This window comes from Massilia sp. GCM10023247 (assembly GCF_042653325.1).
GTDB lineage: Bacteria > Pseudomonadota > Gammaproteobacteria > Burkholderiales > Burkholderiaceae_D > Telluria.
This window is the reverse complement of the sequence record NZ_JBHSIB010000006.1, coordinates 65,438-89,303: the sequence shown is the minus strand read 5'-3', so window position 1 is coordinate 89,303 and position 23,866 is coordinate 65,438. Positions and strand designations below refer to the sequence as shown.

Below are 23,866 nucleotides of genomic sequence, written 5' to 3'. Positions count from 1 at the left end.
CCTCGTGGATGACGCTCCGAGTTTACTCCCGGCGCAGGCCCTGCGGCCGGATCCTCGAAGCCCGACCTAGAGGCCGACGGCAGGCATCCAGGCCATTGGTCAGGCCAACACCTCGGCAAATTCGACGTCGATGGCCTGCCCCGTTTCGCGCCATGCATGGAAGCGCGAACGCCGCACGTGCTGCTCCTTGACGTTGTTCTCGACCTCGGCGACATCGCGCGCCAGTTCGACATAACTGGCGAAGAATTTTTCCTCGAACTCGTCGCTTGCGAGCAGCGCCACCAGCTCCTTGCGCTGCAGTTCGAAGTTCTCGACCATTTTCGCCATCGCCTTCTGGAATTCTTCGCGGCGCCTGGCCTGTTCCCAGCTGTCCCACGCCTCCATCGCGAGGCCGAGCACGGCCAGCGCCCCATTGATGCCTTTTGCCATGTTGGTAGCCCCCCACGGCTTGAACTTCAGCATTTGACCGAGGTCGACGCCGATATACCTGGCTGCACCGACCAGGCCGTCCCGGGTTGCCAGCACCGTCGTGTTATTGATCACCTTGCTCTTCACGAGATAGTCCAGCCCCTGCCTGCCGAGCTGGGTGACGGTCGAGTTGAAGTGGTTGACCTCGGCATCGAAGGCGATCTGCATGTTGCTGATGTCTTGCGTGACCGATTTCAGCTGGCGTTCGAATTCGTTTTGCAGGCGCGTTGACACGACAATACCGTCGCTGCCGACTTCACGCTCGAAGAAGTCGGTGAAGGTGTCCATGTTGACGCCCTTGGCCTGCAGGATCAGGTCGGCGAAGTAGTCGACGACGAAGCCGCGCAGGCTGGTGCGCACATCGGCGATCTGCGACCTGGCGCCGACCAGCTGCGTTTTCATGCGCACACTCATTTTTTCGAGTTTATCGACTTCGGCAGCGATCCGTTCGTCGTTCGCAATCGCGATCGGCAGCTGCTTCGACAACACATCGCGGATCACGCTCTTCCTCGCCTCCTGGACGACGGCCGGCGCCCCGCCGTTCGAGGCGATCTTGCGGGCCGTAGCCTCCTGCAACGACGCGATATGCGACAGTGCCTTGAACTGTTCCAGGTTTCCCAGCCAGTGCGCGGTTCCCATGTCGAAAGGATTGGCGGCGACGCCCACGATCGACAGGTCCGCCTTTTCCTGGGGCTGCAGCCCGATCAGGTCCGCCAGGCGGCCGGCGACGTTGTCCTGCTTGATGGCCAGTGCCCGGGCATATTCGGCTTCGTCTTCGACGTCCGCCACTTCGTCGAAGCGACTCAGGACAAACACGGTGCGCGGCAGCAGGTGAAGGGTCCGGAACAGCCACATCAGGTCATCCTGGTGGCTCTGCTTGATCGGATTGGCCGGGTCCATGACATACAGGATCAGGTGCGCTTCGCTGACGTATTTTTTCGTGATGTCCTTGTATTTCTCGATGGCGTGCGTTTCCGCGTTGACCTGTTCCTTGAAGCCAAACAGGCCGGGAGTGTCGATCAGCACGAAGTCTTGGCTGACATCGTAGATGCGCACTTCGTTCGACGATTCCTGGTGGCTGATATTCATCGTCGACTTGTCGAGCTTTTCCATCCAGGCGGCAGCGATCGACGTCTTACCGTCCGAAAAGCCACCGACCAGCGCGACCTTGAGCTTTTCCCCGGAAACCGACTGCACCGCAGTGTCGAGTTTATGGGTCAGGCTGGCATCGATCGGCACCCCCACCTGTGCACCCTGATGCAGGAAAGCCTGCAGCTTCTTCAGCAGGTCCAGCGATTTCGATTGTTGCGCCTTGAATGCGCCCAGCGTATTTTCCATTACAGAGCCCCTGCGGTTTCGATGGTGTAGGACAAGTTTCTTAATTGACGTTCCGACTTGCCGAGAATGCCGATCATTTCCGTGACCTGATCGGCAGGACCGTCCAGGGCGGCCTTGAGCGCCTCGATCTTCGGTTCCAGTTGCGGCAGTGCTTCCTCCAGGCTGTCGCGCAGCGATTCGCGCATCTTTGCCGTGATCTTCTCGAGGTTGGCGTCGGCCGCTTTACGCTGCTGGGCTTTCCTGTAGTCGGAACTGAAGAAGCCGATGACTGCCTTGACGGCTCCGACCAGCACCGTGATGGCGCCGACGGCAAGCAGGACCCATCCGGCTGGATTCCAGAACAACAGGGCGCCGCCGACCAGCGCGCCCAGCAGGCCAGGCACGTTGAGTCCGTTGTCGATGTCGATTTTCAGGTCGAATGTGCGGCCTAGCCCCGCGATCCGAATGTCACCGTAGGCGTCGATCAGCTCGGCGGCGAATGCTTGGAAACGCTCCACGATGTCACCGATCTGGACCTGGAATTGCTCGACTTCGGCTTGCATGACGGCCGGTAATTTTTCCACGAGGCGGGCCTGCTCCCGCTCGATAAGGCGCTCGAAAGCATCCTTGAAATCGTCGTTGTCGATGTCATCGTCGATGCGGGCGTAGATTTCCTTGCGCACGGTATTGGTGAACTGTGCGATGGCCGTTTGGCCCCTGGAGTCGAGCCGGGTTTTGAGCGCGTCGAGCGCGGTGTCGAGCTGCAGCCGGGCCTGGTCCGCGTCCTTCCGCAACTCTTTCGCGAGCGGCCTGAACGACTGCCTCAGGGTCAAGCACACCTGGTCGATACAGTCGCGCACCACCCGGTTCACCTTGTTGTAGTTCGAGCGGGTGATCTTGGCCCTGAAATCCTTCACCAGGTCGCCGACGAGCAAGTCGCGGAAAGCGGAGGCGCCGGATCTTTCGAGCAAGTCCTGGCGCCCCAGCTTCGCCAGGAATTTCGCCTGGCTGAGGGCATTCGGCGACCCAGGCACCAGGCAGGATGCCGCCCCGAGGAAGGCCGGAAATGCACTCAGGGTAATGCTTCCACGGTACTTATCGGCGAGCACTTCTTCCATGCGGCGATCGAGTTCGCGCAGGCTGGCCTGCTCGTCGTCCCCTGGCTGGCCTAATTGGGCCAACTGCATCGGATTGGTCACGCGCTTGTTGTAGATGGTCCAGACTTCGGTCTGCGCACCCAGGTGCTGCCGGATCTTTTCCAGCGTTCCTGGATTCTGCTCATCACCTTTTTGCGGCGGCGCAGGTTTGTTCGCCACATAAAACACCGCGTGCGCTTTCTGCACACCCAGGCAGATCGCGTCCGTGACCTTTGCTTCCTTGCCTTCGATACCGGGCACGTCGAGCAAGGCGAATTCCTGTTCGCCGCCGGTAAAAGCATATGCCGTGGTATCGAGCGTGAAATCGGAGCGGCCGTTTCCGATAATGCTGCCATCGGCATAGGCCTCCAGGTGCGCCAGGGACGATTCCGCATCCTTGAGCGCCTGTTCGCGCGCGCGATATTGCTGCTGTGCCGCCAATTGCTGCTGACCCAGGCCTGCAAGCTTGTGCGCCCAGCTCGTTTCAAGCCCTTGCAAATGCGTTTCGAGCGCGGCGATCTGTTTCTTCTGCGGCAGCTCGATGAAAAGGTCGAGCAGCTTTTGCCATAACGAGGCGGTTTCCTTGTGCAGCCTCACGGCTTGCTGCAGGTCGTTCAATTGGCCGCGTACCTCCTGCACCTCGGCTTGTCGTTCTCCCTCCAATGCGGCGAGGCCGCTATTCAACTGGGCACATACCTGCTCGGCCTGCGCAAGGTCGGCGCGTAACCGGGCAAGGTTTTCCGCGCTGGCGCCGTATTTTTCCTGTAGCGCCCTGAACTCTTCCTGTTGCGTCAGTTTGCAGGTCTCCGCGAGTAGGATGCGCATCGTTTCGATAATCGTCGACTTACCAGCGTTGGTTTCTCCATAGAACGCAATCGTAAACCGGTCCCATTCCGCATTTTTGCCCAGAACCTCGATATTCGCCCTCAGCTCCCCACTGAGTTTCTCGAAAATCTCGACCGCTCCGTTTTTTGCTTTCGAAACGTCCTTATCGGACGAGAGTCCCTTCAGGCCGCATAAAATCGTGTCGATTTCGGAAAGCACGCTGCTATAAAAATCACTCGGCAACTGTAAATTCATGGCATCTTCTTCATTCTTCTGGTTCGCGGATTGCGATGATCGGATATTTTATTTCCACAGCACAATAAATGCCAAGGGGAAAATAAACCTATGTTAACTACCCCAGCCTCTCCAACCCGGAATAAAATCGGAACGATTTCATCGATATCGCCCAGGCAGCGATCGGGAACGGGGCACATTCCCGCGGCGGGCGCTACACCTTCTCGCGATTAAAACCATGACAACAAGCCTTTTCCCCTCGTTTCACGCCCGCCGCATCACGACCGCGCCCGGCATCGGCATCCACGCCATCGTCGGCGGCAGCGGCCCGCCGTTGCTGCTCCTGCACGGCCATCCGCAGACCCACGCGATCTGGCACCGGGTCGCGCCGCGCCTGGCGCAGCAATTCACGGTGGTCGCCTGCGACCTGCGCGGCTATGGCGAGTCGTCGAAACCGAAGGGCGACCTGGACCACGCCAACTACAGCAAGCGGGCCATGGCCGGCGACGCGCTGGCCGTGATGCGCGCACTGGGCTTCGAACGCTTTGCCGTGCTGGCCCACGACCGCGGCGCGCGCGTCGCGCACCGGCTCGCCGCCGACCACCCGCAGGCCGTCGAGCGCATGGTGCTGCTCGACATCGCGCCGACCCTGGCGATGTATGCGCAGACGAGCGAAGCGTTTGCGCGCGCCTACTGGCACTGGTTCTTCCTGATCCAGCCGGCGCCGCTGCCGGAACGCCTGATCGAGGCCGATCCGGCCGCCTATGTGCGCGACGTGATGGGGCGCCGCAGCGGAGGGCTGGGCGTGTTCGACCCGCGCGCGCTGGCCGAGTACGAGCGCTGCCTGGCCCTGCCCGGCGCGGCGCACGGCCTGTGCGAGGACTACCGCGCCGCCGCCGGGATCGACCTCGAGCACGAGCGCGCCGACCGCGAAGGCGGCGCGCGCCTGGCGCTGCCGCTGCTGGTGCTGTGGGGCGAACAGGGCGTGGTGCACCGCTGCTTCGACCCGCTCAGCGAGTGGCGCGCGATCGCCGACGATGTCCGCGGCCAGGCCCTGCCCTGCGGCCACTACATCGCCGAGGAAGCGCCCGAGGTCCTGCTCGGGCATGTGCTGCCCTTCCTGGCAGCCTAGCGTTCAGGCGGCGCGCAGCACCAGCAGGTGGCCGATCACGTCGGCGCCGTCCTCGCTGCGCACTGCCGCCCGTTCGGCCTCGATCAGCGCGAAGCCGTGCCGCGCGGCCAGGCGCCGCAGGTAGGCCAGCGAGTGCGCGTAGCGGCTCGAGGGCAGCAGCATGAAGTCGCCGTCGTCCTCGCTTTCATCCTTGGCTTCGGTCGAGAAACAGAACCAGCCGCCCGGGCGCAGCGCCGCGCGCACCTGCCCGAACAGCGCATCGAGGGCGCCGAAGTACACCAGCACGTCGGCCGCCACCACGAGATCGCAGGCATGTTCGCGCGCGCCCAGCCAGGCCTCGATGTCGGCGCAGGCCAGTTCGTCGTACAGCCCGGTCGCGCGCGCCTGCTCCAGCATGCGGGCGGACAGGTCGACTCCGGCCAGGCTGCGCGAGCGCGGGCGCAGGAAAGGCGCGCACAGGCCGGTGCCGCAGCCGAGGTCCACGCTGTCCAGGCGGGTGTCCATCACATGGCGTTCCAGCGCCGCGCCGACCAGGGCCGGGGTGCGGTAGGCCAGCACGCCGGTCAGGTGGCGCTCGAAGTGGCCCGCGTACTGGTCGAACAAGGCCTTCACGTAGGCTGCCGGCGCGCGTTCGGGCGCCGTGCCGACGCCGAGCGCGGCCAGCGCAAACTCGACATCGTCCGCCTCCAGGCCGGCCTCCCGCGCCAGTGCGCGCGCCCGCTGGTAGGCCGCGATGGCGTCCTCGCGCCGGCCCAGGGCCAGCAGCGCGTCGCCACGCTGCCGGTGGCCGCGCGCGTCCGGGCGCAGGGCGAGCGCCGTATCGAAACAGGCCAGCGCTTCGCGCGGGCGCTCCAGGCGCAGCAGGGCCAGGCCGCGTCCGGCGTGGGCCTCGGGCAGGCGGGCGTCGTGCGCGATGGTTTCATCGTAGCCGTCCAGCGCGGCCTCGAAGGCGCGCAGGGCGAACAAGGCGTTGGCGCGCACGCAGGATGCCTCGGCATACGGCCGGCACCCGGCCAGCGCCCGTTCGCTGCTGTCGAGCGCGGCCCGGGCGTCGCCCGTGTCGAGCAGCGCGGCGGCGCGGTTGCACCAGGCTTCCGGATAGGCCGGGCGCAACTGCAGGGCGCGGTCGTAGGCGGCCAGCGCGTCGCCGGGCCGGCCGAGCTTGCGCAGGGCGTTGCCGCGGTTGTAGTGGGCCATCGCATAGTCGGGGTTCAGTGCGAGCGCGCTGTCGTAGCTGGCCAGCGCGTCGGCGCTGCGTCCCAGGTCCTGCAAGGCCGCGCCGAGGTTGCAATGCGCCGTGGCCTGCCCCGGCTTGACCTGCAGCGCCTGTTCGATCAGGCCGGCGGCGCCGGCCGCATCGCCCTGCTGGCGCGCAATCACGCCGAGCAGGTGCAGCGCGTCGAACTGGCGCGGTGCGAGCGCCAGCACCTGGCGGTAGCACGCCGCGGCCTGCTCCAGCCTGCCGGCCTGGTGCAGCGCGACCGCCTCCTTCAACAAGGGTACTACCTGCGAATTTTCCTGACTCATTCTTCGTTTTTTCCTGATATTCGCCCCAGCATACCGCGCACTGGGCGCGCGCTTCGCTATCATTGCATCTTCACAATTTTTTGGGAATCGCCATGCGCCCCTGGACCAGGAAACTTGCCATCCTCACCCTCAGCCTGCTCGCGGCAGCCGCCCAGGCGGCCGGCCCCGCCGGCACGAAGAGCACCCTGCTCTCGGCCGACCGGGTCTGGACCGGCGAGGGCAAGGCCCAGGCCGGCTGGGCGGTGCTGGTGGTGGATGGGCGCGTCAAGGAGGTCGGACCGCTCGAGCGCATGACGGTGCCGCCCGACGCCGAGCGCGTGGCCCTGCCCGGCAAGACCCTGATCCCGGGCCTGATCGACCTGCACTCGCACGTCCTGCTGCACCCGTATAACGAGACCACCTGGGACGACCAGGTGATCAAGGAGCAAGTCGAATACCGCACCCTCCTCGCCGGCAAGCACGCGGCCGACAACCTGCAGGCCGGCTTCACCACCCTGCGCGACCTCGGCACCGAAGGCGCCCACTATGCCGACGTCGCCATCAAGCGCGCCATCGAGGGCGGCGTGGTCGATGGCGCGCGCCTCCTGATCGCGACCCGCGCCATCGTCGCCAGCTACAGCTACGGTCCGGCCGAGCGCAGCTACCGCCCCGACATGGAGCTTCCCTACGGCGCCCAGCCCGCCACCGGCGTCGTCGAGGTCACCAAGGCCGTGCGCGAGCAGGCCGCGCGCGGCGCCGACTGGATCAAGTTCTATGCCGACTACCGCACCGGGGTCGACGGCACCAGCCGCCCCACCTTCACCCTGGAGGAGATGAAGGCGATGGTCGATGCCGCCCACGTCACGGGGCGCAAGGTGGCGGCCCACGCCAGCAGCGACGACGCGATCCGGATGGCGGTGCTGGCCGGCGCCGACACCATCGAACACGGCTACGGCGCCTCCGAGGCGACCTTTCGCCTGATGAAGGAGCGCGGCACGGCCTACATCCCGACCTTGACCGCGCCCGAGGCGATCGGCGAATATTTCCAGAAGCACGTGCGCGGCGGCGCCCCGACCCCGGCCATGCAGGACGCGGCGCGCGCCTTCGCGCTGGCACGCAGGATCGGTGTCGTGATCGGCAACGGCAGCGACGTCGGCGTGTTCGCCCACGGCAGCAATGCGCGCGAGCTGGAATGGATGGTCCGCCTCGGCATGACCCCGGTCGAGGCGCTGCGCGCGGCCACGGTGGTGGCGGCCGGCATCCTGGGCAGGGACAAGGAGTTCGGGCGTCTGGCGCCGGGACTGCTGGCCGACGTGGTCGCCGTCGACGGCGATCCGACCGCCGACATCGCGGCCCTGCGCCGCGTCGGCTTCGTGATGAAGGCCGGCAAGGTCTACCGCAGGCCTTGATCCGCGCCGGGCCGTCCGCTTGTTCTTGGTGAGCTTTCGGCACGCGCCGCGTACTATACTTTTCGGATGCCATGGCCCTCATGGTTTACCGTTCACCCACAAGGAGCCTGGATGAAACCATCGTCACCTACGCGCCGTTCCCTGCTGTCCGCGGCCCTTGCCGCCGCCCTTGCCGGCACCCTGTCCCTGCCGCTGGCGAGCGCGCTGGATGCGCCCTTCAGTTCCGACCGCATCACCGTGCGCAGCGAGGGCACGGGCCCGGACGTGGTCCTGATCCCCGGCCTGAATTCCTCGCCGCGCGCCTGGGCCTCGTCGGTCGCGGCGGTGCCGGGCTACCGCTACCACCTGGTCCAGGTGTCGGGCTTCGCCGGCCAGCCGGCCGGCGGCAACAACGAGGGCCTGGTCGCCGCGCCGGTGGCCGCCGAGATCGCGCGCTACATCCAGGAAGCCAAGCTCAAGCAGCCGGCCGTGATCGGCCATTCGCTGGGCGGCACCATCGGCATGATGCTCGCGAGCCGCCATCCCGACGCCCTCTCGCGCCTGATGGTGGTCGACATGGTCCCCTACATGGGCATGCTGTTCGCCGGTCCCGCCGCTCCTCCCGAGAAGGTGGCCGCGCTCGCCGACGGCGTCGCCGCCCGCATCCGCAGCGCCACGCCCGAGCAGCGCGCCCTGGCGACCCGCGACACCATCGCCGGCATGGTCGACACCGAGGCGATGCGGCCGGTGGCGATCGCGGACTCGCAGGCGAGCGACGTCGACGTCAACGCGCGCGCCTACCGCGAACTGATCGCCACCAACCTGATTCCGGAGCTGGCGAAGATCACGGTGCCGGTCACGGTGCTCTACGTGCAGCCGAAAAGCGTGCCGCTGCCGCCGGCGCAGTTCGACGCCGGCTACAAGGCCGCCTACGCGCCCCTCAGGCAGCTGACGCTCAAACGCATTCCGGACAGCGCGCACTTCATCATGTGGGACCAGCCCGCGCGCTTCCAGGCGGAGATGAAGGCCTTCCTCGGCGCGCGTTGACCCGCACATTCGCCGGCGAAATGGCTGTCATTCACCGGCGCGTGCCGATCAACAGGCCGAATAACGGTCATTCACGGGGTTGGGGATATCCACAATAGCGCCACATGTGCGTATTCGTGATCATGGCGACACTTTCCCCTCTCGTGAAGAGTCGTCATGAAAAAGCCTTTCTACAAAATCCTGTACGTCCAGGTGCTGTTCGCCATCGTGATGGGCGTCCTGCTCGGCGTGTTCTACCCCGAGCTCGGCACCAAGATGAAGCCGCTCGGCGACGGATTCATCAAGCTGATCAAGATGATCATCGCTCCGGTCATCTTCTGTACCGTGGTCGCCGGTATTGCCGGTATGCAGGACATGAAGAAGGTCGGCCGCGTCGGCGGCAAGGCGCTGCTCTACTTCGAAGTCGTGTCGACCTTCGCGCTCGTGATCGGCCTGGTCGTGGCCAACGTCGCCCGGCCGGGCGCCGGCTTCAACGTCGACGTCGCCCACCTCGACGCCAGCGCGATCGCCCAGTACACCGACAAGGCGAAATCGCAGTCGACGGTCGACTTCCTGATGAACATCATCCCGAACACCTTTGTGGATGCCTTCGCCAAGGGCGACATCCTGCAGGTGCTCCTGATCGCGATCCTGTTCGGCGTGGCGCTGTCGATGCTCGGCGAACGCGGCCGTGCGACGACCCGCATCATCGAGGACTTCTCGCACGTGATCTTCGGCGTCGTGAACATCGTCATGAAGCTGGCCCCGATCGGCGCCTTCGGTGCGATGGCCTTCACCATCGGCAAGTACGGCCTGGCCTCGCTGGTGCCGCTGGCAAAACTGATGGGCTCGTTCTACCTGACCTGCGCCCTGTTCGTCTTCATCGTGCTCGGCACCATCGCCAAGCTGACCGGCTTCTCGATCTTCAAGTTCATCGCCTACATCAAGGAAGAACTGCTGATCGTGCTCGGCACCAGCTCGTCGGAAAGCGCCCTGCCGGCCCTGATGCGCAAGCTCGAAAAGCTCGGCTGCTCGAAATCGGTCGTGGGCCTGGTCGTGCCGACCGGCTACTCGTTCAACCTGGACGGCACCAACATCTACATGACGATGGCCGCCCTGTTCGTGGCCCAGGCAACCAATACCGACCTGACCATCACCCAGCAGCTGACCATCCTGGCCGTCGCCATGCTGACCTCGAAAGGCGCATCCGGCATCACCGGCGCCGGCTTCATCACCCTGGCTGCGACCCTGGCCGTGGTGCCGAGCATCCCGGTGGCGGGCATGGCGCTGATCCTCGGCATCGACCGTTTCATGAGCGAATGCCGCGCGCTGACCAATTTCGTCGGCAACGGCGTCGCCTCGGTGGTGGTGTCGAAGTGGGAGAAGGAACTCGACCATGACCGGATGAATGCCGTGCTGGCAGGCACCTATGTCGAGGAAGATCCGAAGTCGCTGCAGAAAGTGCGCGAAGCCGCCTGACCTGCTTTCGCCTTCGTAACAAACCCGCTTCGGCGCAAAGGCCGTTCAGTTCAGCTGAACGGCCTTTTGTTTTTGCTGAATGACATGAAAATCAGGGCATAATCTTTTCTCAACGTCGCGCGACCGGAGAAGAGACCAGCATGAATCCCCGATTTTGCCTTGCCCTGTGTGGCCTTGTGTTCGTCCTCGGCAGCGCGGCCGTCGAGAATAGCCATGCGCAGGTGCCGCAGCAAGCACAGCCCCCTGGCCGTGCCGAACGCGTGGCAGCCCTGCTGCCCGAAATCGACCAGATGTACACGGAGCTTGCCGCCAAGGAGCACCTCCCTAGCCTGGTCTACGGCGTGGTCCTGGACGGCAAGCTGGTGCATCTCCGCTCGCTCGGCCTGGCCGATGTCGGGCGCAAGATTCCGGCAACGAATTCCACCGAATTCCGCATCGCCTCGATGACCAAGAGTTTCGTGGCGATGGCGGCGCTGGCATTGCGTGACCAGGGCAAGCTGCGCCTCGACGACCCGGTCGCCAATTACCTGCCCGAACTGCGCCGCGTCCGGCTACCGACGGCCGACTCGCCGGCGCTGACGATACGCCAGCTGATGACCATGACCACCGGGCTGCCCGAGGACAATCCCTGGGGCGACCGCCAGATGGCCGTCCCGAACGCCCGGCTCGAACAGCTGATCGGCGCCGGGCTGTCGTTCTCGAATGCGCCCGGAACCACCTTCGAGTACAGCAACCTCGGCTACATCATGCTGGGCAAGGTGGTGAGCAAGGCATCCGGCATGCGCTTCCAGGAGTACGTCACGCGCGAGATCCTGCGCCCGCTGGGGATGAACAACACGCGCTGGGAATATACCCAGGCGGCGCCGGGCAAGCTCGCGCTGGGCTACCGCTGGGATCGCGACCATTGGGAAACGGAGCCGATCCTGCCCGATGGCGACGGCGCGGCGATGGGCGGCTTGATCACGACGGCGGACGACTTTGTGCGCTACCTCGCCTTCCACCTGGACGCCTGGCCGGCCCGCAACGATCCCGAGCGCGGACCGCTGCGCCGCGCATCGGTGCGCGAGATGCACCTGCCGCAGGTGTTTGCCGGCTTGAGCGCCAAGGCAACCACCACCGACGGCAAGACGCCGAATCCGCGGGCAAGCTTCTACAGCTACGGCCTGTCCGTGTGGCGCGACAGCCGCGATGTGGTGACGGTCGGCCACGGCGGCGGGCTGCCCGGCTTCGGCAGCCAATACTATTTCGCGCCGGACCATGGGGTCGGCGTCTTTGCCTTCACCAACCTGCGCTATGGGCCGGTCTACGGGCGCACGGGCAAGGCGCTGGCCATGCTGGTCGAGCGTGCCGATCTCGGGCCGCGCCCGGTTCCCATTTCACCGATCCTGGCGGCGCGCCATGCGCAAGTGGCGCAGCTGGTGCAGTCCTGGGACGCCGCCCTCGGAAGCGCGATCACGGCCGACAACTTCTTCCTCGACCGCTCGCGTGCGGACTGGATCGTCCACGCGCGGGAAAAGCTCGATCCGATCGGGAAGATCACGGCGGTCGGCCCGATCGAGGCCGAAAACCAGTTGCGCGGCAGCTTCCCGTTGATCGGCGAGCGCGGCACCGTGAACGTCAAGTTCACGCTCACGCCCGAGCACGAACCCAAGGTGCAGGACATCGAGCTCACCGCGGCGAAGCCATAGGCACGGGGCATCGCCACCACCCGCTGAACGCACCACCGGGAAACCGGCCAGGCTCGGCTGAACGGCACCAGCCTGGCCGTCCCAATCACACTTACCAGGAGATCTAAACAATGTGGAAACGCGCCCTCGCCCTCGGCACCCTGCTCGCCCTGTCCACCGCGGCCGGCGCCGCGCCGGCAGCAACCCCGGCCACCGCGGCAAGCCCGGCATCGGGCTATGACGCCGCCCTCGCCGCATCGCTCGGCGCCGACGAACGCGGCATGCGCCAGTACGTGCTGGTCATCCTCAAGACCGGGCCGAACAAGATGGCCGAAGGTCCCGCCCGCACCGAGATGTTCAAGGGCCACTTCGCCAACATGAGCAGGCTGGCCGCCGAGAAAAAGCTGGTGCTGGCCGGGCCGCTCGACGGCAAGGATGGCCGGCGCGGCATCTTCGTGCTCAATACGTCCGATCTCGAGGCCGCGAAAGCCTGGGTCGGCACCGATCCGGTCGTCATCAACGGCGAAATGGCCGTCGAATTCCACAAGTTCTACGGCTCGGCGGCACTGATGATGGTCAACCAGGTGCACGCCCGGATCGAGAAGAAATAAGGTCCGCCAGTCCCCTGTTTCTTATTCCAGCCGGAACACTACGTCCACCGGCTGCATCAGCTTGAGCGCGTCGACCTGCAGGAAATCGCGGGCGCCGACGTTCGCCGGCCTGCCGCGCTGAAGACCGACATCGGTACGCACCAGGCCCAGCGCCGCGCCCAGGTTCTTCACCGCGCCCGGCGTCACGCCCGTTACCGCCCCGAGCTTGCGGCGCGATCCCCTGGCGATAATCTCGGCGCGGCGGCGCGCGTCGCGCAGGGCGTCGGCCATCAGCTCGGCCTCGACCTGCTCGCGCTCGACGAGGTCGAACGAAGTCGAGAAACTGTTCAGGTGCGGCTTGTCGAGCAGCCGCGCCACCACGGCGCGCCACTTCGACAGGTCGCGCACGACCAGGTGCACGCTGACCCGCAGCTCCTGCGGCGTCGCCTCGCCCGCCCCGTTCCTGCCCGGCTCGCGGCGCACGTCGCGCGTTTCCAGGTCCTCGAGCGGGATGCCCTGCTCCTGCAGCAGGGCGCGCACTTCCGCCATCCGCGTCTCGATCGTGTCCCGCGCCTGCCCCGGCTCGCCGTCGGGCGCCGTGACCAGGAAATCGAGTACGCCGATATTCGGTGTCGTGTAGCGTGTCGCGTCGGCGCTGACGTGCACGAAGGGATAGGCCGGCAACGGCGATGCCTGGGCGGAGGAAGGCAGCGCAGCGGCCAGCGCCAACATCAGGGCGAGCGGTTTCAGCATGAGGTCTCCTGTTGTGTTTTCGGAAACCCAAGCATAGACCTTTATAGACAAACGTGTCTAGTCGTTTTCGCCCGTCCACGTTCGCCACGAAATAATCTAGACATTCCTTTCTAGACAAGCTAATCTAGATTTACAAGCTTGCAACCCGAAGGAAGAATCATGTCCACCCAGCCCGAACTCCCGAAGCCGACCGCGGCCGAACTCGACCTCCTGCAGACCCTGTGGCCGCTCGGCTCTGCCACCGCGCGCCAGGTGCACGAGGCGATGCAGAAGACCCGCCCCGACGTGACCTATTCCACCGTGCTGCGCCTGATGCAGATCATGCACACCAAGGGCCTCCTGATCCGCGACGAAAGCGAACGCTCCCACGTGTACGCGCCGGCCCAGCCACAGGCCTCGCTGCAGACCAACCTGCTGAAAGACTTGATGCAGAAGGCCTTCGCCGGTTCGGCCAAGGCGCTGGTGCTCGCCGCTCTTAAGAGCGGCATCTCCAAAAAGGAGCGCGCCGAGATCGAGAAATTACTCAAGGAGGACGAGCAATGACGGTCCAGGAGATTGTCGGCCACCTCGGCGTGGTCCTGCTCGACTCGCTCTGGCAAGGCGCCCTCATCGGCCTCGAAGCGGCCGTCGCGCTGATCGGGACGCGCCACGCCCGGCCCCAGACCCGCTACGCGATCGCCTGCACTTCACTCCTGCTGTGCCTGTTCTGGCCGCTGGTCGAGCTGATCGCGCGCCTGCACGGCGGCGCCGCCAACAGCGGCACGGCCGTGCTGGTGCAGATGCTGCCGGGCAGCGGCATGGCCGGCGGCGCCGGCTGGCAAGGCTTCCTGCAGGCCCACCTGGCCTGGGTGGTGGCCGGCTGGGCAGCCTGCGCCAGCGCGCTCGGCCTGCGCATGGCGCTGGGCATGGCATGGATCAGCCGTTCGGCGCGCGGCGAGCGCACCGACCGGCACTGGAACGCGCGCCTGGAAGGGATGGCACTTGAATTCGGCATCACGCGCCAGGTGCGCCTGCGCGTGGTCGATACGCTCGCGAGCCCGGTCACGGCCGGCTGGTGGCGGCCGGTGGTGCTGGTGCCGGCCTCCCTGATCTCGGGTATGCCGCCACAGTTGCTGGAGGCCCTGCTGGCCCACGAACTGGCCCACATCCGGCGCTGCGACTACCTGGTCAACCTGGCGCAGAGCGTGATCGAAACCATCCTGTTTTACCACCCCGTGGTCTGGTGGCTGTCGCACCGGATCCGTACCGAACGCGAGCAGATCGCGGACGATATCGCGGCAAGGCAACTGGGCGAACCGCGGCGCCTGGCCCTTGCGCTTTCCGAACTGGAACGTCTCCAGTTTTCCACCCACCACCTGGCCCAGGCGGCCAACGGAGGAGATCTCATGTCACGCATCAAACGATTGGTTCGTCCCGAAACACCAGCATCGAACTGGCGCGCCGCGGTTCCGGCCGTCGCCCTGGCGGTGGTCATGGCCGGCCTGGCCGGCTGCGCGCAAACGGCCGTCGGCGGCCAGGCAGCGCAGGACAGCGCCGGCGGCGCCAGCACCCGCCCTATTGCGCAGTTTGCCTCGTGCAAGAAGCCGGAATATACGCCGGAAGCGCTGGCGCGCAGGGCCGAGGGCACGGTCACGCTCGGTTTCCTGGTGAGCGGCACGGGCGAGGTCCGCCAGTCGAGCGTGCGAAAATCGAGCGGCGACGCATCGCTCGACGAAGCCGCGCGCCTGGCCATCGAAAAATGCCGCTTCACGCCCGCCACCAGCATGGGCAAGCCGGTCGACGCATGGGTCAGCGTCCAGTATGTCTGGAGCCTGGGCTAAGGGCCGGCCCCTTCCCGGCCGCGGCATGGCGCCACAGCGCGCCGCGTCCGAAACGGGGATGCCGGACGGCGCGCGCTAGAATCATGGTGCGACCGCCCCGGTGTCGCACAGTGCTCCAGCGGGAGGCGCGATGCAGTACGGCGAGCGGCTCAACGCCTTCACCCACTTCGGCGGCGCGCTGCTCGCCTTTGGCGCCAGTATTCCGCTGCTGGCGCGGGCGCTGGAAGCGAACGGCCGCCTTGGCCTGTTCAGCACCGGCGTCTACGCCTTCTCGCTGGTGCTGATGTACGCCTGCTCGAGCGCCTACCACGCCGCCAGCGGCGCCCTCAAGCAGGCGCTGCGCCGCTTCGACCATCTCAGCATCTATCTATTAATCGCCGGCAGCTACACGCCCTTCTGCCTGCTCATGCTCAGCGGCCGCGAAGCCTGGTTCCTGCTCGCCCTGGTCTGGAGCCTGGCGCTGTTCGGTATCGTGCAGGAAATGCGGCCGCGCGCGGGCGCCCGGGTGCTGTCGATGCTGGTCTACCTGGCGATGGGCTGGTCGGCCGCCAGCATGCTCAGGCCGCTGCACGCCGGCCTCGGCCCGGCCGGCTTCGCCTGGCTGCTGGGCGGCGGGCTGGCCTATACGGCCGGCATCGTGTTCTACGTGCTCGACGCCCGCCTGCGCCACGCGCACGGCATCTGGCACCTGTTCGTGCTGGCGGGCAGCGCCGCCCACTATGTCACGGTCTACTATTACGTTTTATAAAAAAAAGAGCCGGCATGTGCCGGCTCCCGCCTTGTTACCGGAACTGCAATCGGCCCGTCAGACGCTCGATACGTCCAGTTCAGCCGCGGTGGCCTCGACCACCTGTTCCTTGGTCACGCCAGGCGCCAGTTCCACCAGCTTGAGGCCGGTGCCGGTGACGTCGATCACGCCGAGGTCGGTAATGATGCGGTCGACCACGCCGACGCCGGTCAGCGGGAGGTCGCATTTCTTGAGGATCTTGGGAGAGGTCGAACCATCCTTGGCGGTGGCGACGTGTTCCATCACGACGACCACGCGCTTGACGCCGGCCACCAGGTCCATCGCGCCGCCCATGCCCTTCACCATCTTGCCAGGAATCATCCAGTTGGCCAGGTCGCCCTGCTGGGAGACCTGCATCGCGCCGAGGATCGCCAGGTTGATCTTGCCGCCGCGGATCATGCCGAAGGAATCGGCCGAGCTGAAGTAGGCGGCGCCCGGCAAGGCGGTCACGGTCTGCTTGCCCGCATTGATCAGGTCGGCGTCGACCTCGTCGTCCGTCGGGAACGGGCCGATGCCGAGCAGGCCGTTTTCCGATTGCAGATACACTTCCATGTCGTTCGGCACATAGTTGGCCACCAGCGTAGGCAGGCCGATGCCGAGGTTCACATAAAAGCCGTCCTGCAGTTCCTTCGCCGCGCGCGCGGCCATTTCATCACGAGTCCATGCCATGTTGTTCTCCGGTCTCTCTGGTCTTAAGCGGTGCGCACGGTGCGCTGTTCGATGCGCTTTTCCGGCGTCGGATTGTGGACGATGCGGTGCACGAAGATGCTCGGGGTGTGCACCTGGTCCGGATCGATCTCGCCGATCTCGACCAGCTCCTCGACTTCGACGATGCAGACCTTGCCTGCGGTCGCCACGTTCGGGTTGAAGTTGCGCGCGGTCTTGTTGTACACCAGGTTGCCGGCCTTGTCGGCCTTCCATGCCTTGACCAGCGAGACGTCGGGCACCAGCGCGCGTTCCATCACATAGTGCTCGCCGTCGAATTCGCGGGTTTCCTTGCCGTCGGCCACGATGGTGCCGTAGCCGGTTTTCGTGAAGAAGGCCGGGATGCCGGCGCCGCCGGCGCGCAGTTTTTCGGCCAGCGTACCTTGCGGGGTGAATTCGAGTTCGAGTTCGCCGGCCAGGAACTGGCGCGCGAACTCCTTGTTTTCGCCCACATAGGAGGCGATCATCTTCTTGATCTGGCGCGTTTCGAGCAGCTGGCCCAGGCCGAAGCCGTCGACGCCCGCGTTGTTCGAAATCGCGGTCAGTTGCTTGACGCCGGAATCGCGCAGCGCCGCGATCAGCGCTTCCGGAATGCCGCACAGGCCGAAGCCGCCGACGGCGATCGTTTGGCCGTCTTGGACGATACCGGCCAGCGCCGATGCCGCATCAGGATACACTTTGTTCATACCCGTCCCTTTTATGGTTTGCCGAAGTGAAGCTTCGAAGTAAAGCTTTATAAGTACAGCTTTATATACTGCAGAGTAGAAGACAAGCTTAGAATACGCCCCGCGAAAGTACAATACCGTAGAAATACCGGCAACGGTCGCCGTCCACTGGAGTGCCACAGCAAGCAGATGAATCCATCATACGCCATCGATTACGAGATGATTTTCCAGCATGCGCCGGTCGGCATGTGTATTTCCAGGGACCGGGTGATCCAGTCGTCGAACCTCGCGCTGGCCGCGATGTTCGGCTACGGCCAGGGCTGGCTCGACGGCCAGTCCTTCGCCGTGCTGTATCCGACCATGGACGAGTTCCTGCGCACCGGCGACCGCATCGTGCCGATCATGAACGCGAAGGGGCGCTATTCCGACGAGCGCATCATGCGCCGCGGCGACGGCGAGCTGTTCTGGTGCCACGTGACCGGACGCGCGTTAAATGCCGCCGAGCCGCTCGGAGCCGGCGTCTGGACCTTCGAGGATGTCAGCGAAAAGCGCCCCGTCACGGCCGAGCTGACGCCGCGCGAGCGCGAAATCGCCGCGCTGCTGGTCGAGGGCAAGACCAGCAAGGTGATCGCCCGCCAGACCGACCTCAGCCCGCGCACGGTGGAGATGCACCGGGCCAAGCTGATGCGCAAGTTCTCGGCCTCGACCTCGTCGGAACTGGTGCACAAGCTGGTGGGGGTGGCGCGCTGACGGGTCGGGCCGCGGAGCCTTATCGGCCGCCCGGGTTCCGCTGGGCGTGTTGTCACTGTAGAATCCGCATTTTGCCCGCCACCCGATGACCACTCATACAACCGCGCGCGCCAGCGAAGCGCTCCCGCCGAACACCCATGTTCCCGACGGGCATGTTCCCGACCTCATCCTCGGACTCGAAGACCGTCCCCGTCCCTGGATCGGCATCCTGGCCGCGCTGCAGCACCTGCTCGCCATCATCGTGCCGATCGTCACGCCCGGCCTGCTGATCTGCCAGGCGCTCGGCGTCTCGGCGCGCGACACCAACCTGATCGTCTCGATGTCGCTGGTCATATCCGGCATCGCCACCTATGTGCAATGCCGCCGCTTCGGTCCCTTCGGCGCCGGCCTGCTGATCGTGCAGGGCACCAGTTTCAATTTCGTCGGCCCCCTGATCGCCGGCGGCGCCGCCATGGTCAAGGAAGGCACGCCGGTCGAAGCCGTGATGGCGGCGATCTTCGGCGTGGTGGTGGCCGGCTCCTTCATCGAGATGGGCGTCTCGCGCATCCTGCCCTTCATCAAGCGCCTGATCACGCCGCTGGTGACGGGCATCGTGGTCCTGATGATCGGCCTGACCCTGATCAAGGTCGGCCTGATCAGCATGGGCGGCGGTTTCTCGGCCATGAGCAACGGCAGTTTCGCCAACGGCGAAAATCTGTTGTTGTCGGGCCTGGTGCTGGGCCTGATCGTGGCGATCAACCGCGTGCCCGTGACCTGGATGCGCAGCTGCGCCATCGTCATCGCGCTGGCCGCCGGCTATGCGCTGGCGGGCTACCTGGGCCGCCTGGACTTTACGGGCATGCACGAAGCGCCGGCCTTCCAGGTGCCGCTGCCGCTGCACTTCGGCCTCGGTTTTTCGTGGTCGCTGTTCGTGCCGATGGTGGTGATCTACCTGGTGACTTCGCTCGAAGCGATCGGCGACGTCACCGCGACCAGCAAGATCTCGCGCGAACCGGTAGAGGGCCCGGTCTGGATGCGCCGCATCAAGGGCGGCGTGCTGGTCAACGGGGCGAATTCCCTGCTGGCGGGGATCTTCAACACCTTCCCGAGCTCGATCTTCGCGCAGAACAACGGCGTGATCCAGCTGACCGGCATCGCCAGCCGCCACGTCGGGATCTGGATCGCGCTGTTCCTGGTGGTGCTGGGCCTGTTCCCGAGCGTCGCCGGCGTGATCCAGGCGGTGCCGGAGCCGGTGCTGGGCGGCGCCGCCATGGTGATGTTCGGCGCGGTCGCCGCGGCCGGCATCAATATCCTGGCCAGCGTGCAGCTCGACCGGCGCGCGCTCTTGATCATCGCCGTGTCGCTGGGACTCGGCCTGGGCGTGACCCAGGTCCCGGAATTCCTGGCCCACGTGCCGGCGGCCCTGCGCAGCGTGCTCGAGTCGGGCGTCGCCACGGGCGGCATCTGCGCCGCGCTGCTGAACTGGTTCCTGCCGCCGAGCGCGCCGGAGCAGGCGGTCAAGGCGCACTAAGCGCATGGACGTCTGCGATCCGGCCGCCGCCTCTGGCCGGATCGCCCTCGCCGTCTGCGCGGCGAGGTACCGCCCGAGTTACTGCGCCTTCAGGTAGGGTCCGTTCGGGATCGCTGTCGGGCCGAGGATGAACACGTCATTGTTGGCCATCTGGGCCAGCGGCATGTAGTTCGGCTTTGCGCGCTCGATCGCGGCCGAGACCGCGGCAGCGATCAGATTCGCCAGCGGGTGTCCGGTGTTCTGCTGCTGTGGCGAATATTGCATGCGCTTGTTCGCGCGCCACAGCTCGGTACCGTCCTTCGACACCAGGCGATAGTCGAAGTCGACCGTGACCGTGGTCGAGATCACGACGTACTTGGCGTCCCACTGGTTGATCGTGACGTACAGGACCGCGTCGGCCCCGAACATCTGCGCGAGGTGTGCCGGCGATTGCTGGTGGATCTGCTCGCCTTCATACAAGCCCTCCTGTTCCAGCACGGTTTTCGCGGTATGTACCGGGAACACATAGAAGCCCTTCTCGGCCAGCGGCACCGTCAGGGTCGTCAGCAAGTAGGCCGGCGCGTCGACGTCGACCGACTTGTTGGCGGCGGGGACCACCAGGATCGAGCGCGGCTTGGCGGCCTCGAACGCGCTCAGGTCTTGCTTGACGACGTTGCTGGCGCATCCGGTCAACAGGACCGCGAGCAGGATGAACAGGCGCTTCATGACTGTACCTCTTTCGACTTCGTGGTTTCGAGATTCTTGATCATCGCGTCCATCAGGACCGCGCTTTCAGGCCACAGCTCGCGCTCGCGGCGGAAGTTCGACAGTGCGCCGGCCTTGTCGCCCGACTGCAGCAGCAGCGTGCCCAGGTCGGCGTGCAGGCCTGGGGCGACGCGCTTGCCGCCCTTTTCCAGGACGGCGATGTGCGCCGCCAGCGATTCACGGCTCTTCGCCGTCGCTTCCGGGTTCTTGTACGACTGGTAGAGCAGTCCGTCATAGCCGCCCCACTCGTACAGGCCGCCCTTAGTGGCGCAACCGGTGAGCGCGAGCAGCGCGGCGGCAATCAGTAGTTTCTTCATTGTGCGGCTCCCTGCATGTTGAACGTACGCGACACACCGTCGGCGACGTAGAATTGTTCGGATACATAGACCTGGCGGCCGTCGCGCACCGTGAGCTGATGGGTGCCCGGCAGGACGCGCAGCGCGGCCTTGCCCTCGGCGAAATCGGCGGCGCGGCCCATGTCCAGTCCATCGACGAGCACACGTGCATCGTCGGCGCCGGCGGCAACGCGCAGCGAGATCTGCGGACGCTGGTCCACCACGCCCTGCTTTTCGGTCGGATACGATACGCAGGCGGTCAAGGCCAGGAGGGTCAGTGCGGCCAGCGCACGCTTGAGAACGATAGGGTTTCGCATCACAGGTTTCCTTTCTCACGCACCGTCAACTGGTCCAGCTTATAGCCCTGCAGCGAGCCGCTGACGATGCTGGCGCTGGCGCCCTCGCTCATCTCGGTGTCACCGAACAGCGAGTCGACACGGATCTGGGCCACTTCCTTGCCCGGCAGCGTGATCTCGAAGCCGGTCTGGGGCGACTTCACCTTCTGGCCCACCGTCTGCACCGAAAACACCATGCCTGGGGTCAGCCCTTGGGTTTTGCCGCCGGCGATAAAGTAATTCCCCTGCTCCATACCGATCAGCGAGGTCTGCCACGGGCGGCGCTGCAGTTCCGTTGTCAGGCGGTTGACCACCTCGGAAATGGCTTGGCGGATCGAAGCGTCGTTCAGCGTGCCGTCATAGCCTGCCTGCGAACCGAAGCCGAAGGTGGTCGAGGACTCGGTCGACGATTCTCCGGCGCCCGAAGCGGCAAAGAAACTCTGTCCGGTCTTGACGTCGACCAGGCGCAGGTCGATCTTGGCGAATGCCACCTGCTTTTTGCTGTTGGAAACGAATCCGGACTGTCCCACAGCCTTGCGCCCGAACTCGCTCAGCGAACCCATGATGAGCGCGTCAACGCCGACCAGTTCCTGGGCGGCGCCCGTTAGGCGCGCTTCGTCCTGGAGTTTGGAGAGGTCGCTGCGCTCCAGTACGACATAGGAGCCGGATTCGGTGAGGGCCTTGGCGAGCATGTCCGAAACCTGCTTGCCGACCGGATCGCCCGCGTTGTCGCGCAGCAGGGAACGGCCGTAATTGGTTTCGTTGGAAACGCGGCCGATCGCGATCTTGCGCTTCAGGGCCGGACGCGCCGCTGTCGCCTGTGCCGCTGCGGCTTGTTGGGCCTGCTTTTGCTGGGCGAGTGGCTGGGGCGCTTCTTTTGATGCGACCGGCGTGCCAGGAGAGGCGCAGCCAGCCAGGACCGCGAGTGCGGAGCATGCCACGGCAGCCTGGGCTGCGCGGCGAATGTGTCGTGCCATGGATTGTCCCTAGTGAGGTTATGCTACAGTTGCTTTATATCAACTTGCGTGAGCAAGGTAACACCAAGGACACCAATTAAATCTATCAAAAGATCACAACTGACCTTTTTTTTTGCTTCTCATCAAGAATGTGCACGTGTTGTGCGCATTCTTGCAACACCGCGCCCCCGCGCTAGGGCCCGATCATGCACGCCGGGTATCGCGCCGGGCTCCGTGGGGCCGAATGCCGTCGAGCATGCGGTGGCGCCGAGCGGCAACGGCGCCAACAGCCGAGCATGGTGCGATCCGGGCGCGATTTGCCGGTCTATGCTCCTTGAGCGATCATTCGGCCAGCAAGCTGCGGATCCGATCCGGCAGCGGCACCGATTTTTCGGCGGCAAAATCGACCCACACGACCTTCGCCGCGGCTTCGGCGTGCAGGCCGCCCGCCTTGCCGTCGGCCTCCACCAGGCGGATCTCGTGCGACACCTCGAAACTCGAACGGCCGGGCTGGCCGACATAGGAAGTGACTTCGATTTCGGCCGGGTATTTCAACTGTTTCAGGAACGAGCACCGGGCGTTGATCAGCACCGGCCCGGTCGCGGTCGGATCGGGCAATCCACCGACCTGTTCCAGCCAGGCGATACGCGCCGTTTCGATATAGCGGAAATAGACCGTGTTATTGACATGGCCCATGGCGTCCATGTCGCCCCAGCGCACCGGCATGCGCATCGTGTGTACCAACTTCTTGTCGCTCATACTTCCTGACTCGTCTTTCGTTCAACAATAAAAAAAGCGCCGTTGCCGGCGCCGGTTTGCCGCGGATGCCGCAATGGCTTACTGCGCGGTCATGCCGTCGTCGGCGGTGATGATGGCGCCATTGATGAAATGCGCTTCCTCGGCCGCCAACAACAATAATAAGCCGTCCAGGTCTTCGGGTTTGCCCGGACGTTTTCTCGGCAGCAGTTCGATCAGTTTCTTGCCCTGCTCGGTCTCGAAATAATCCTCGTTCATCTCGGTCGCAATATAGCCGGGGCAGATCGCATTCACGTTGATCCCGTATTTTCCCCATTCGACCGCCATCGCCTTGGTCATCTGCACCACGCCGGCCTTGCTCATGCAGTAGACGCCGATTTGCGGCAGCACGCGCAGGCCGGCCACCGAGGCGATGTTGACGATCCGGTGCTGCTTGCGGGGGTCGCCCTTGGCGCGCTGGATCATGCGCTTGGCGGCCTGCTGGGCCACGAAGAAGGCGCCGCGCAGGTTGGTGTCCATGATGTACTGGTAATCGTCCTCGGTCACGTCGAGCAGGCGCTGCGTGCTCTGCACGCCGGAGTTGTTGACCAGGATGTCGATCGGACCGGCTTCGGTTTCGGCGTGGGCAATCGCCGATTTGATGCTGTCGAGGCTGGTCACGTCGAGGTTGACGACGTGGGCCGCGCCGCCGTCGGCCTCGATCTCGGCGCGCAGCTCCTTGAGGCGCTCGGTACGGCGCGAGGCCAGCACCACCTGGGCGCCGGCGCCGGCCAGGGCCTTGGCGAAACGCGCGCCGAGGCCGCTCGAGGCGCCGGTGACCATGGCGATTTTTCCTTCATAGTTGACTTCGATGCCCACGCTCTCTCCTGTCCTGATGTCCTGCCCGATGTGCTGCAAGCGAAACGATGACGAAGGCATAATGATGTCACAGAATGCCGGCATTAGATTGCCACATCTAATTTTCGCCCTAAAATAGCTGGCT

23 protein-coding genes are annotated in these 23,866 nt (G+C 65.2%); 11 read left to right on the top strand and 12 right to left on the bottom strand.

Annotation, left to right across the window (positions count from 1 at the left end; genetic code table 11):
* Nucleotides 1-99: 99 nt before the first annotated feature.
* The gene (locus ACFPAH_RS03095) at nt 100-1,806 is read right to left on the bottom strand and encodes a LeoA/HP0731 family dynamin-like GTPase (protein ID WP_379740466.1); all 1,707 of its coding nucleotides are present in this window, start codon (nt 1,804-1,806) and stop codon (nt 100-102) included.
* Nucleotides 1,806-4,001, bottom strand: coding sequence for a hypothetical protein (locus ACFPAH_RS03090; protein WP_379740463.1), 2,196 nt, complete (start codon nt 3,999-4,001; stop codon nt 1,806-1,808). Before ACFPAH_RS03090 ends, ACFPAH_RS03095 begins: the two co-directional genes overlap by 1 nt.
* Nucleotides 4,002-4,218: 217 nt before the next feature.
* On the opposite strand from ACFPAH_RS03090, the gene ACFPAH_RS03085 reads away from it, so the two are divergent.
* On the top strand, nt 4,219-5,112 hold the full coding sequence (locus ACFPAH_RS03085) for an alpha/beta fold hydrolase (RefSeq protein ID WP_379740460.1): 894 nt from the start codon (nt 4,219-4,221) through the stop codon (nt 5,110-5,112).
* Between the two features lie 3 nt (nt 5,113-5,115).
* Here the strand turns inward: ACFPAH_RS03085 and ACFPAH_RS03080 are convergent, their stop codons facing one another.
* Nucleotides 5,116-6,639: a tetratricopeptide repeat protein gene (locus ACFPAH_RS03080; protein ID WP_379740457.1), complete on the bottom strand. Its 1,524-nt coding sequence runs from the start codon at nt 6,637-6,639 to the stop codon at nt 5,116-5,118.
* A 92-nt stretch (nt 6,640-6,731) separates the two neighbouring features.
* Here ACFPAH_RS03080 and ACFPAH_RS03075 point away from each other — a divergent pair, with 92 nt between their 5' ends.
* The 5 genes from ACFPAH_RS03075 (at nt 6,732) to ACFPAH_RS03055 (ending at nt 12,789) form a co-directional block, all read left to right on the top strand.
* Entirely contained in the window at nt 6,732-8,027 is a 1,296-nt protein-coding gene (locus ACFPAH_RS03075) for a metal-dependent hydrolase family protein (RefSeq protein WP_379740454.1), read from the top strand.
* Between the two features lie 111 nt (nt 8,028-8,138).
* On the top strand, nt 8,139-9,053 hold the full coding sequence (locus ACFPAH_RS03070; protein ID WP_379740451.1) for an alpha/beta fold hydrolase: 915 nt from the start codon (nt 8,139-8,141) through the stop codon (nt 9,051-9,053).
* 156 nt (nt 9,054-9,209) lie between these two features.
* Nucleotides 9,210-10,511: a dicarboxylate/amino acid:cation symporter gene (locus ACFPAH_RS03065; protein WP_379740448.1), complete on the top strand. Its 1,302-nt coding sequence runs from the start codon at nt 9,210-9,212 to the stop codon at nt 10,509-10,511.
* 140 nt (nt 10,512-10,651) lie between these two features.
* A complete protein-coding gene (locus tag ACFPAH_RS03060; protein ID WP_379740445.1) occupies nt 10,652-12,199 on the top strand; it encodes a serine hydrolase domain-containing protein in 1,548 nt (515 codons plus the stop codon).
* A 110-nt stretch (nt 12,200-12,309) separates the two neighbouring features.
* Entirely contained in the window at nt 12,310-12,789 is a 480-nt protein-coding gene (locus tag ACFPAH_RS03055) for a YciI family protein (RefSeq protein ID WP_379740442.1), read from the top strand.
* 21 nt (nt 12,790-12,810) lie between these two features.
* Here ACFPAH_RS03055 and ACFPAH_RS03050 read toward each other — a convergent pair whose 3' ends face one another.
* Nucleotides 12,811-13,521 carry an SIMPL domain-containing protein gene (locus tag ACFPAH_RS03050; protein WP_379740439.1) on the bottom strand — a complete coding sequence of 237 codons (711 nt, stop codon included), beginning with the start codon at nt 13,519-13,521 and terminating at the stop codon, nt 12,811-12,813.
* Between the two features lie 159 nt (nt 13,522-13,680).
* On the opposite strand from ACFPAH_RS03050, the gene ACFPAH_RS03045 reads away from it, so the two are divergent.
* The 3 genes from ACFPAH_RS03045 to trhA all read left to right on the top strand — a co-directional run bounded on the left by ACFPAH_RS03045 (nt 13,681) and on the right by trhA (nt 16,089).
* Nucleotides 13,681-14,064 (top strand): BlaI/MecI/CopY family transcriptional regulator, encoded by a 384-nt coding sequence (locus ACFPAH_RS03045; RefSeq protein ID WP_379740437.1) that lies wholly within the window; start codon nt 13,681-13,683, stop codon nt 14,062-14,064.
* Entirely contained in the window at nt 14,061-15,341 is a 1,281-nt protein-coding gene (locus tag ACFPAH_RS03040) for a M56 family metallopeptidase (protein WP_379740434.1), read from the top strand. The genes ACFPAH_RS03045 and ACFPAH_RS03040 overlap by 4 nt, the downstream gene beginning before the upstream one ends.
* A gap of 130 nt (nt 15,342-15,471) precedes the next feature.
* Nucleotides 15,472-16,089: a PAQR family membrane homeostasis protein TrhA gene (gene trhA, locus ACFPAH_RS03035; protein WP_379740431.1), complete on the top strand. Its 618-nt coding sequence runs from the start codon at nt 15,472-15,474 to the stop codon at nt 16,087-16,089.
* A gap of 57 nt (nt 16,090-16,146) precedes the next feature.
* Here trhA and ACFPAH_RS03030 read toward each other — a convergent pair whose 3' ends face one another.
* Both ACFPAH_RS03030 and ACFPAH_RS03025 read right to left on the bottom strand, forming a co-directional pair.
* Nucleotides 16,147-16,797 (bottom strand): 3-oxoacid CoA-transferase subunit B, encoded by a 651-nt coding sequence (locus tag ACFPAH_RS03030; protein WP_379740428.1) that lies wholly within the window; start codon nt 16,795-16,797, stop codon nt 16,147-16,149.
* A gap of 23 nt (nt 16,798-16,820) precedes the next feature.
* Nucleotides 16,821-17,519: a CoA transferase subunit A gene (locus ACFPAH_RS03025; RefSeq protein WP_379740425.1), complete on the bottom strand. Its 699-nt coding sequence runs from the start codon at nt 17,517-17,519 to the stop codon at nt 16,821-16,823.
* A gap of 168 nt (nt 17,520-17,687) precedes the next feature.
* Between ACFPAH_RS03025 and ACFPAH_RS03020 the strand changes: the two genes are divergently transcribed.
* A complete protein-coding gene (locus ACFPAH_RS03020) occupies nt 17,688-18,248 on the top strand; it encodes a LuxR C-terminal-related transcriptional regulator (RefSeq protein WP_379740422.1) in 561 nt (186 codons plus the stop codon).
* Between the two features lie 85 nt (nt 18,249-18,333).
* Nucleotides 18,334-19,758, top strand: coding sequence for a nucleobase:cation symporter-2 family protein (locus ACFPAH_RS03015; protein ID WP_379740419.1), 1,425 nt, complete (start codon nt 18,334-18,336; stop codon nt 19,756-19,758).
* Nucleotides 19,759-19,836: 78 nt separating this feature from the next.
* On the opposite strand, the gene ACFPAH_RS03010 is transcribed toward ACFPAH_RS03015, so the two are convergent.
* The 6 genes from ACFPAH_RS03010 to ACFPAH_RS02985 form a co-directional block, all read right to left on the bottom strand.
* Nucleotides 19,837-20,463 carry a DUF799 domain-containing protein gene (locus ACFPAH_RS03010; RefSeq protein ID WP_379740415.1) on the bottom strand — a complete coding sequence of 209 codons (627 nt, stop codon included), beginning with the start codon at nt 20,461-20,463 and terminating at the stop codon, nt 19,837-19,839.
* Nucleotides 20,460-20,819 (bottom strand): DUF4810 domain-containing protein, encoded by a 360-nt coding sequence (locus tag ACFPAH_RS03005; RefSeq protein WP_379740412.1) that lies wholly within the window; start codon nt 20,817-20,819, stop codon nt 20,460-20,462. The genes ACFPAH_RS03010 and ACFPAH_RS03005 overlap by 4 nt, the downstream gene beginning before the upstream one ends.
* On the bottom strand, nt 20,816-21,154 hold the full coding sequence (locus ACFPAH_RS03000) for a hypothetical protein (RefSeq protein ID WP_379740409.1): 339 nt from the start codon (nt 21,152-21,154) through the stop codon (nt 20,816-20,818). The genes ACFPAH_RS03005 and ACFPAH_RS03000 overlap by 4 nt, the downstream gene beginning before the upstream one ends.
* Nucleotides 21,154-22,149, bottom strand: coding sequence for a CsgG/HfaB family protein (locus tag ACFPAH_RS02995; RefSeq protein ID WP_379740406.1), 996 nt, complete (start codon nt 22,147-22,149; stop codon nt 21,154-21,156). The genes ACFPAH_RS03000 and ACFPAH_RS02995 overlap by 1 nt, the downstream gene beginning before the upstream one ends.
* 321 nt (nt 22,150-22,470) lie before the next feature.
* Nucleotides 22,471-22,887 (bottom strand): acyl-CoA thioesterase, encoded by a 417-nt coding sequence (locus tag ACFPAH_RS02990; protein WP_379740403.1) that lies wholly within the window; start codon nt 22,885-22,887, stop codon nt 22,471-22,473.
* Nucleotides 22,888-22,965: 78 nt separating this feature from the next.
* Nucleotides 22,966-23,742 carry an SDR family oxidoreductase gene (locus ACFPAH_RS02985; RefSeq protein ID WP_379740400.1) on the bottom strand — a complete coding sequence of 259 codons (777 nt, stop codon included), beginning with the start codon at nt 23,740-23,742 and terminating at the stop codon, nt 22,966-22,968.
* Nucleotides 23,743-23,866 lie beyond the last annotated feature (124 nt).

Coding starts and splice junctions, on each gene's coding strand:
- ACFPAH_RS03025 (WP_379740425.1), bottom strand. CDS start 17,519: ATGAACAAAGTGTATCCTGATGCGGCATCGGCGCTGGCCGGTATCGTC.
- ACFPAH_RS03070 (WP_379740451.1), top strand. CDS start 8,139: ATGAAACCATCGTCACCTACGCGCCGTTCCCTGCTGTCCGCGGCCCTT.
- ACFPAH_RS03020 (WP_379740422.1), top strand. CDS start 17,688: ATGAATCCATCATACGCCATCGATTACGAGATGATTTTCCAGCATGCG.
- ACFPAH_RS03095 (WP_379740466.1), bottom strand. CDS start 1,806: ATGGAAAATACGCTGGGCGCATTCAAGGCGCAACAATCGAAATCGCTG.
- ACFPAH_RS03090 (WP_379740463.1), bottom strand. CDS start 4,001: ATGAATTTACAGTTGCCGAGTGATTTTTATAGCAGCGTGCTTTCCGAA.
- ACFPAH_RS03065 (WP_379740448.1), top strand. CDS start 9,210: ATGAAAAAGCCTTTCTACAAAATCCTGTACGTCCAGGTGCTGTTCGCC.
- ACFPAH_RS03030 (WP_379740428.1), bottom strand. CDS start 16,797: ATGGCATGGACTCGTGATGAAATGGCCGCGCGCGCGGCGAAGGAACTG.
- ACFPAH_RS03005 (WP_379740412.1), bottom strand. CDS start 20,819: ATGAAGAAACTACTGATTGCCGCCGCGCTGCTCGCGCTCACCGGTTGC.
- ACFPAH_RS03085 (WP_379740460.1), top strand. CDS start 4,219: ATGACAACAAGCCTTTTCCCCTCGTTTCACGCCCGCCGCATCACGACC.
- ACFPAH_RS03015 (WP_379740419.1), top strand. CDS start 18,334: ATGACCACTCATACAACCGCGCGCGCCAGCGAAGCGCTCCCGCCGAAC.
- ACFPAH_RS03080 (WP_379740457.1), bottom strand. CDS start 6,639: ATGAGTCAGGAAAATTCGCAGGTAGTACCCTTGTTGAAGGAGGCGGTC.
- ACFPAH_RS03045 (WP_379740437.1), top strand. CDS start 13,681: ATGTCCACCCAGCCCGAACTCCCGAAGCCGACCGCGGCCGAACTCGAC.
- ACFPAH_RS02990 (WP_379740403.1), bottom strand. CDS start 22,887: ATGAGCGACAAGAAGTTGGTACACACGATGCGCATGCCGGTGCGCTGG.
- ACFPAH_RS02995 (WP_379740406.1), bottom strand. CDS start 22,149: ATGGCACGACACATTCGCCGCGCAGCCCAGGCTGCCGTGGCATGCTCC.
- ACFPAH_RS03060 (WP_379740445.1), top strand. CDS start 10,652: ATGAATCCCCGATTTTGCCTTGCCCTGTGTGGCCTTGTGTTCGTCCTC.
- ACFPAH_RS03050 (WP_379740439.1), bottom strand. CDS start 13,521: ATGCTGAAACCGCTCGCCCTGATGTTGGCGCTGGCCGCTGCGCTGCCT.
- ACFPAH_RS03055 (WP_379740442.1), top strand. CDS start 12,310: ATGTGGAAACGCGCCCTCGCCCTCGGCACCCTGCTCGCCCTGTCCACC.
- ACFPAH_RS03075 (WP_379740454.1), top strand. CDS start 6,732: ATGCGCCCCTGGACCAGGAAACTTGCCATCCTCACCCTCAGCCTGCTC.
- ACFPAH_RS03010 (WP_379740415.1), bottom strand. CDS start 20,463: ATGAAGCGCCTGTTCATCCTGCTCGCGGTCCTGTTGACCGGATGCGCC.
- trhA (WP_379740431.1), top strand. CDS start 15,472: ATGCAGTACGGCGAGCGGCTCAACGCCTTCACCCACTTCGGCGGCGCG.
- ACFPAH_RS03000 (WP_379740409.1), bottom strand. CDS start 21,154: ATGCGAAACCCTATCGTTCTCAAGCGTGCGCTGGCCGCACTGACCCTC.
- ACFPAH_RS03040 (WP_379740434.1), top strand. CDS start 14,061: ATGACGGTCCAGGAGATTGTCGGCCACCTCGGCGTGGTCCTGCTCGAC.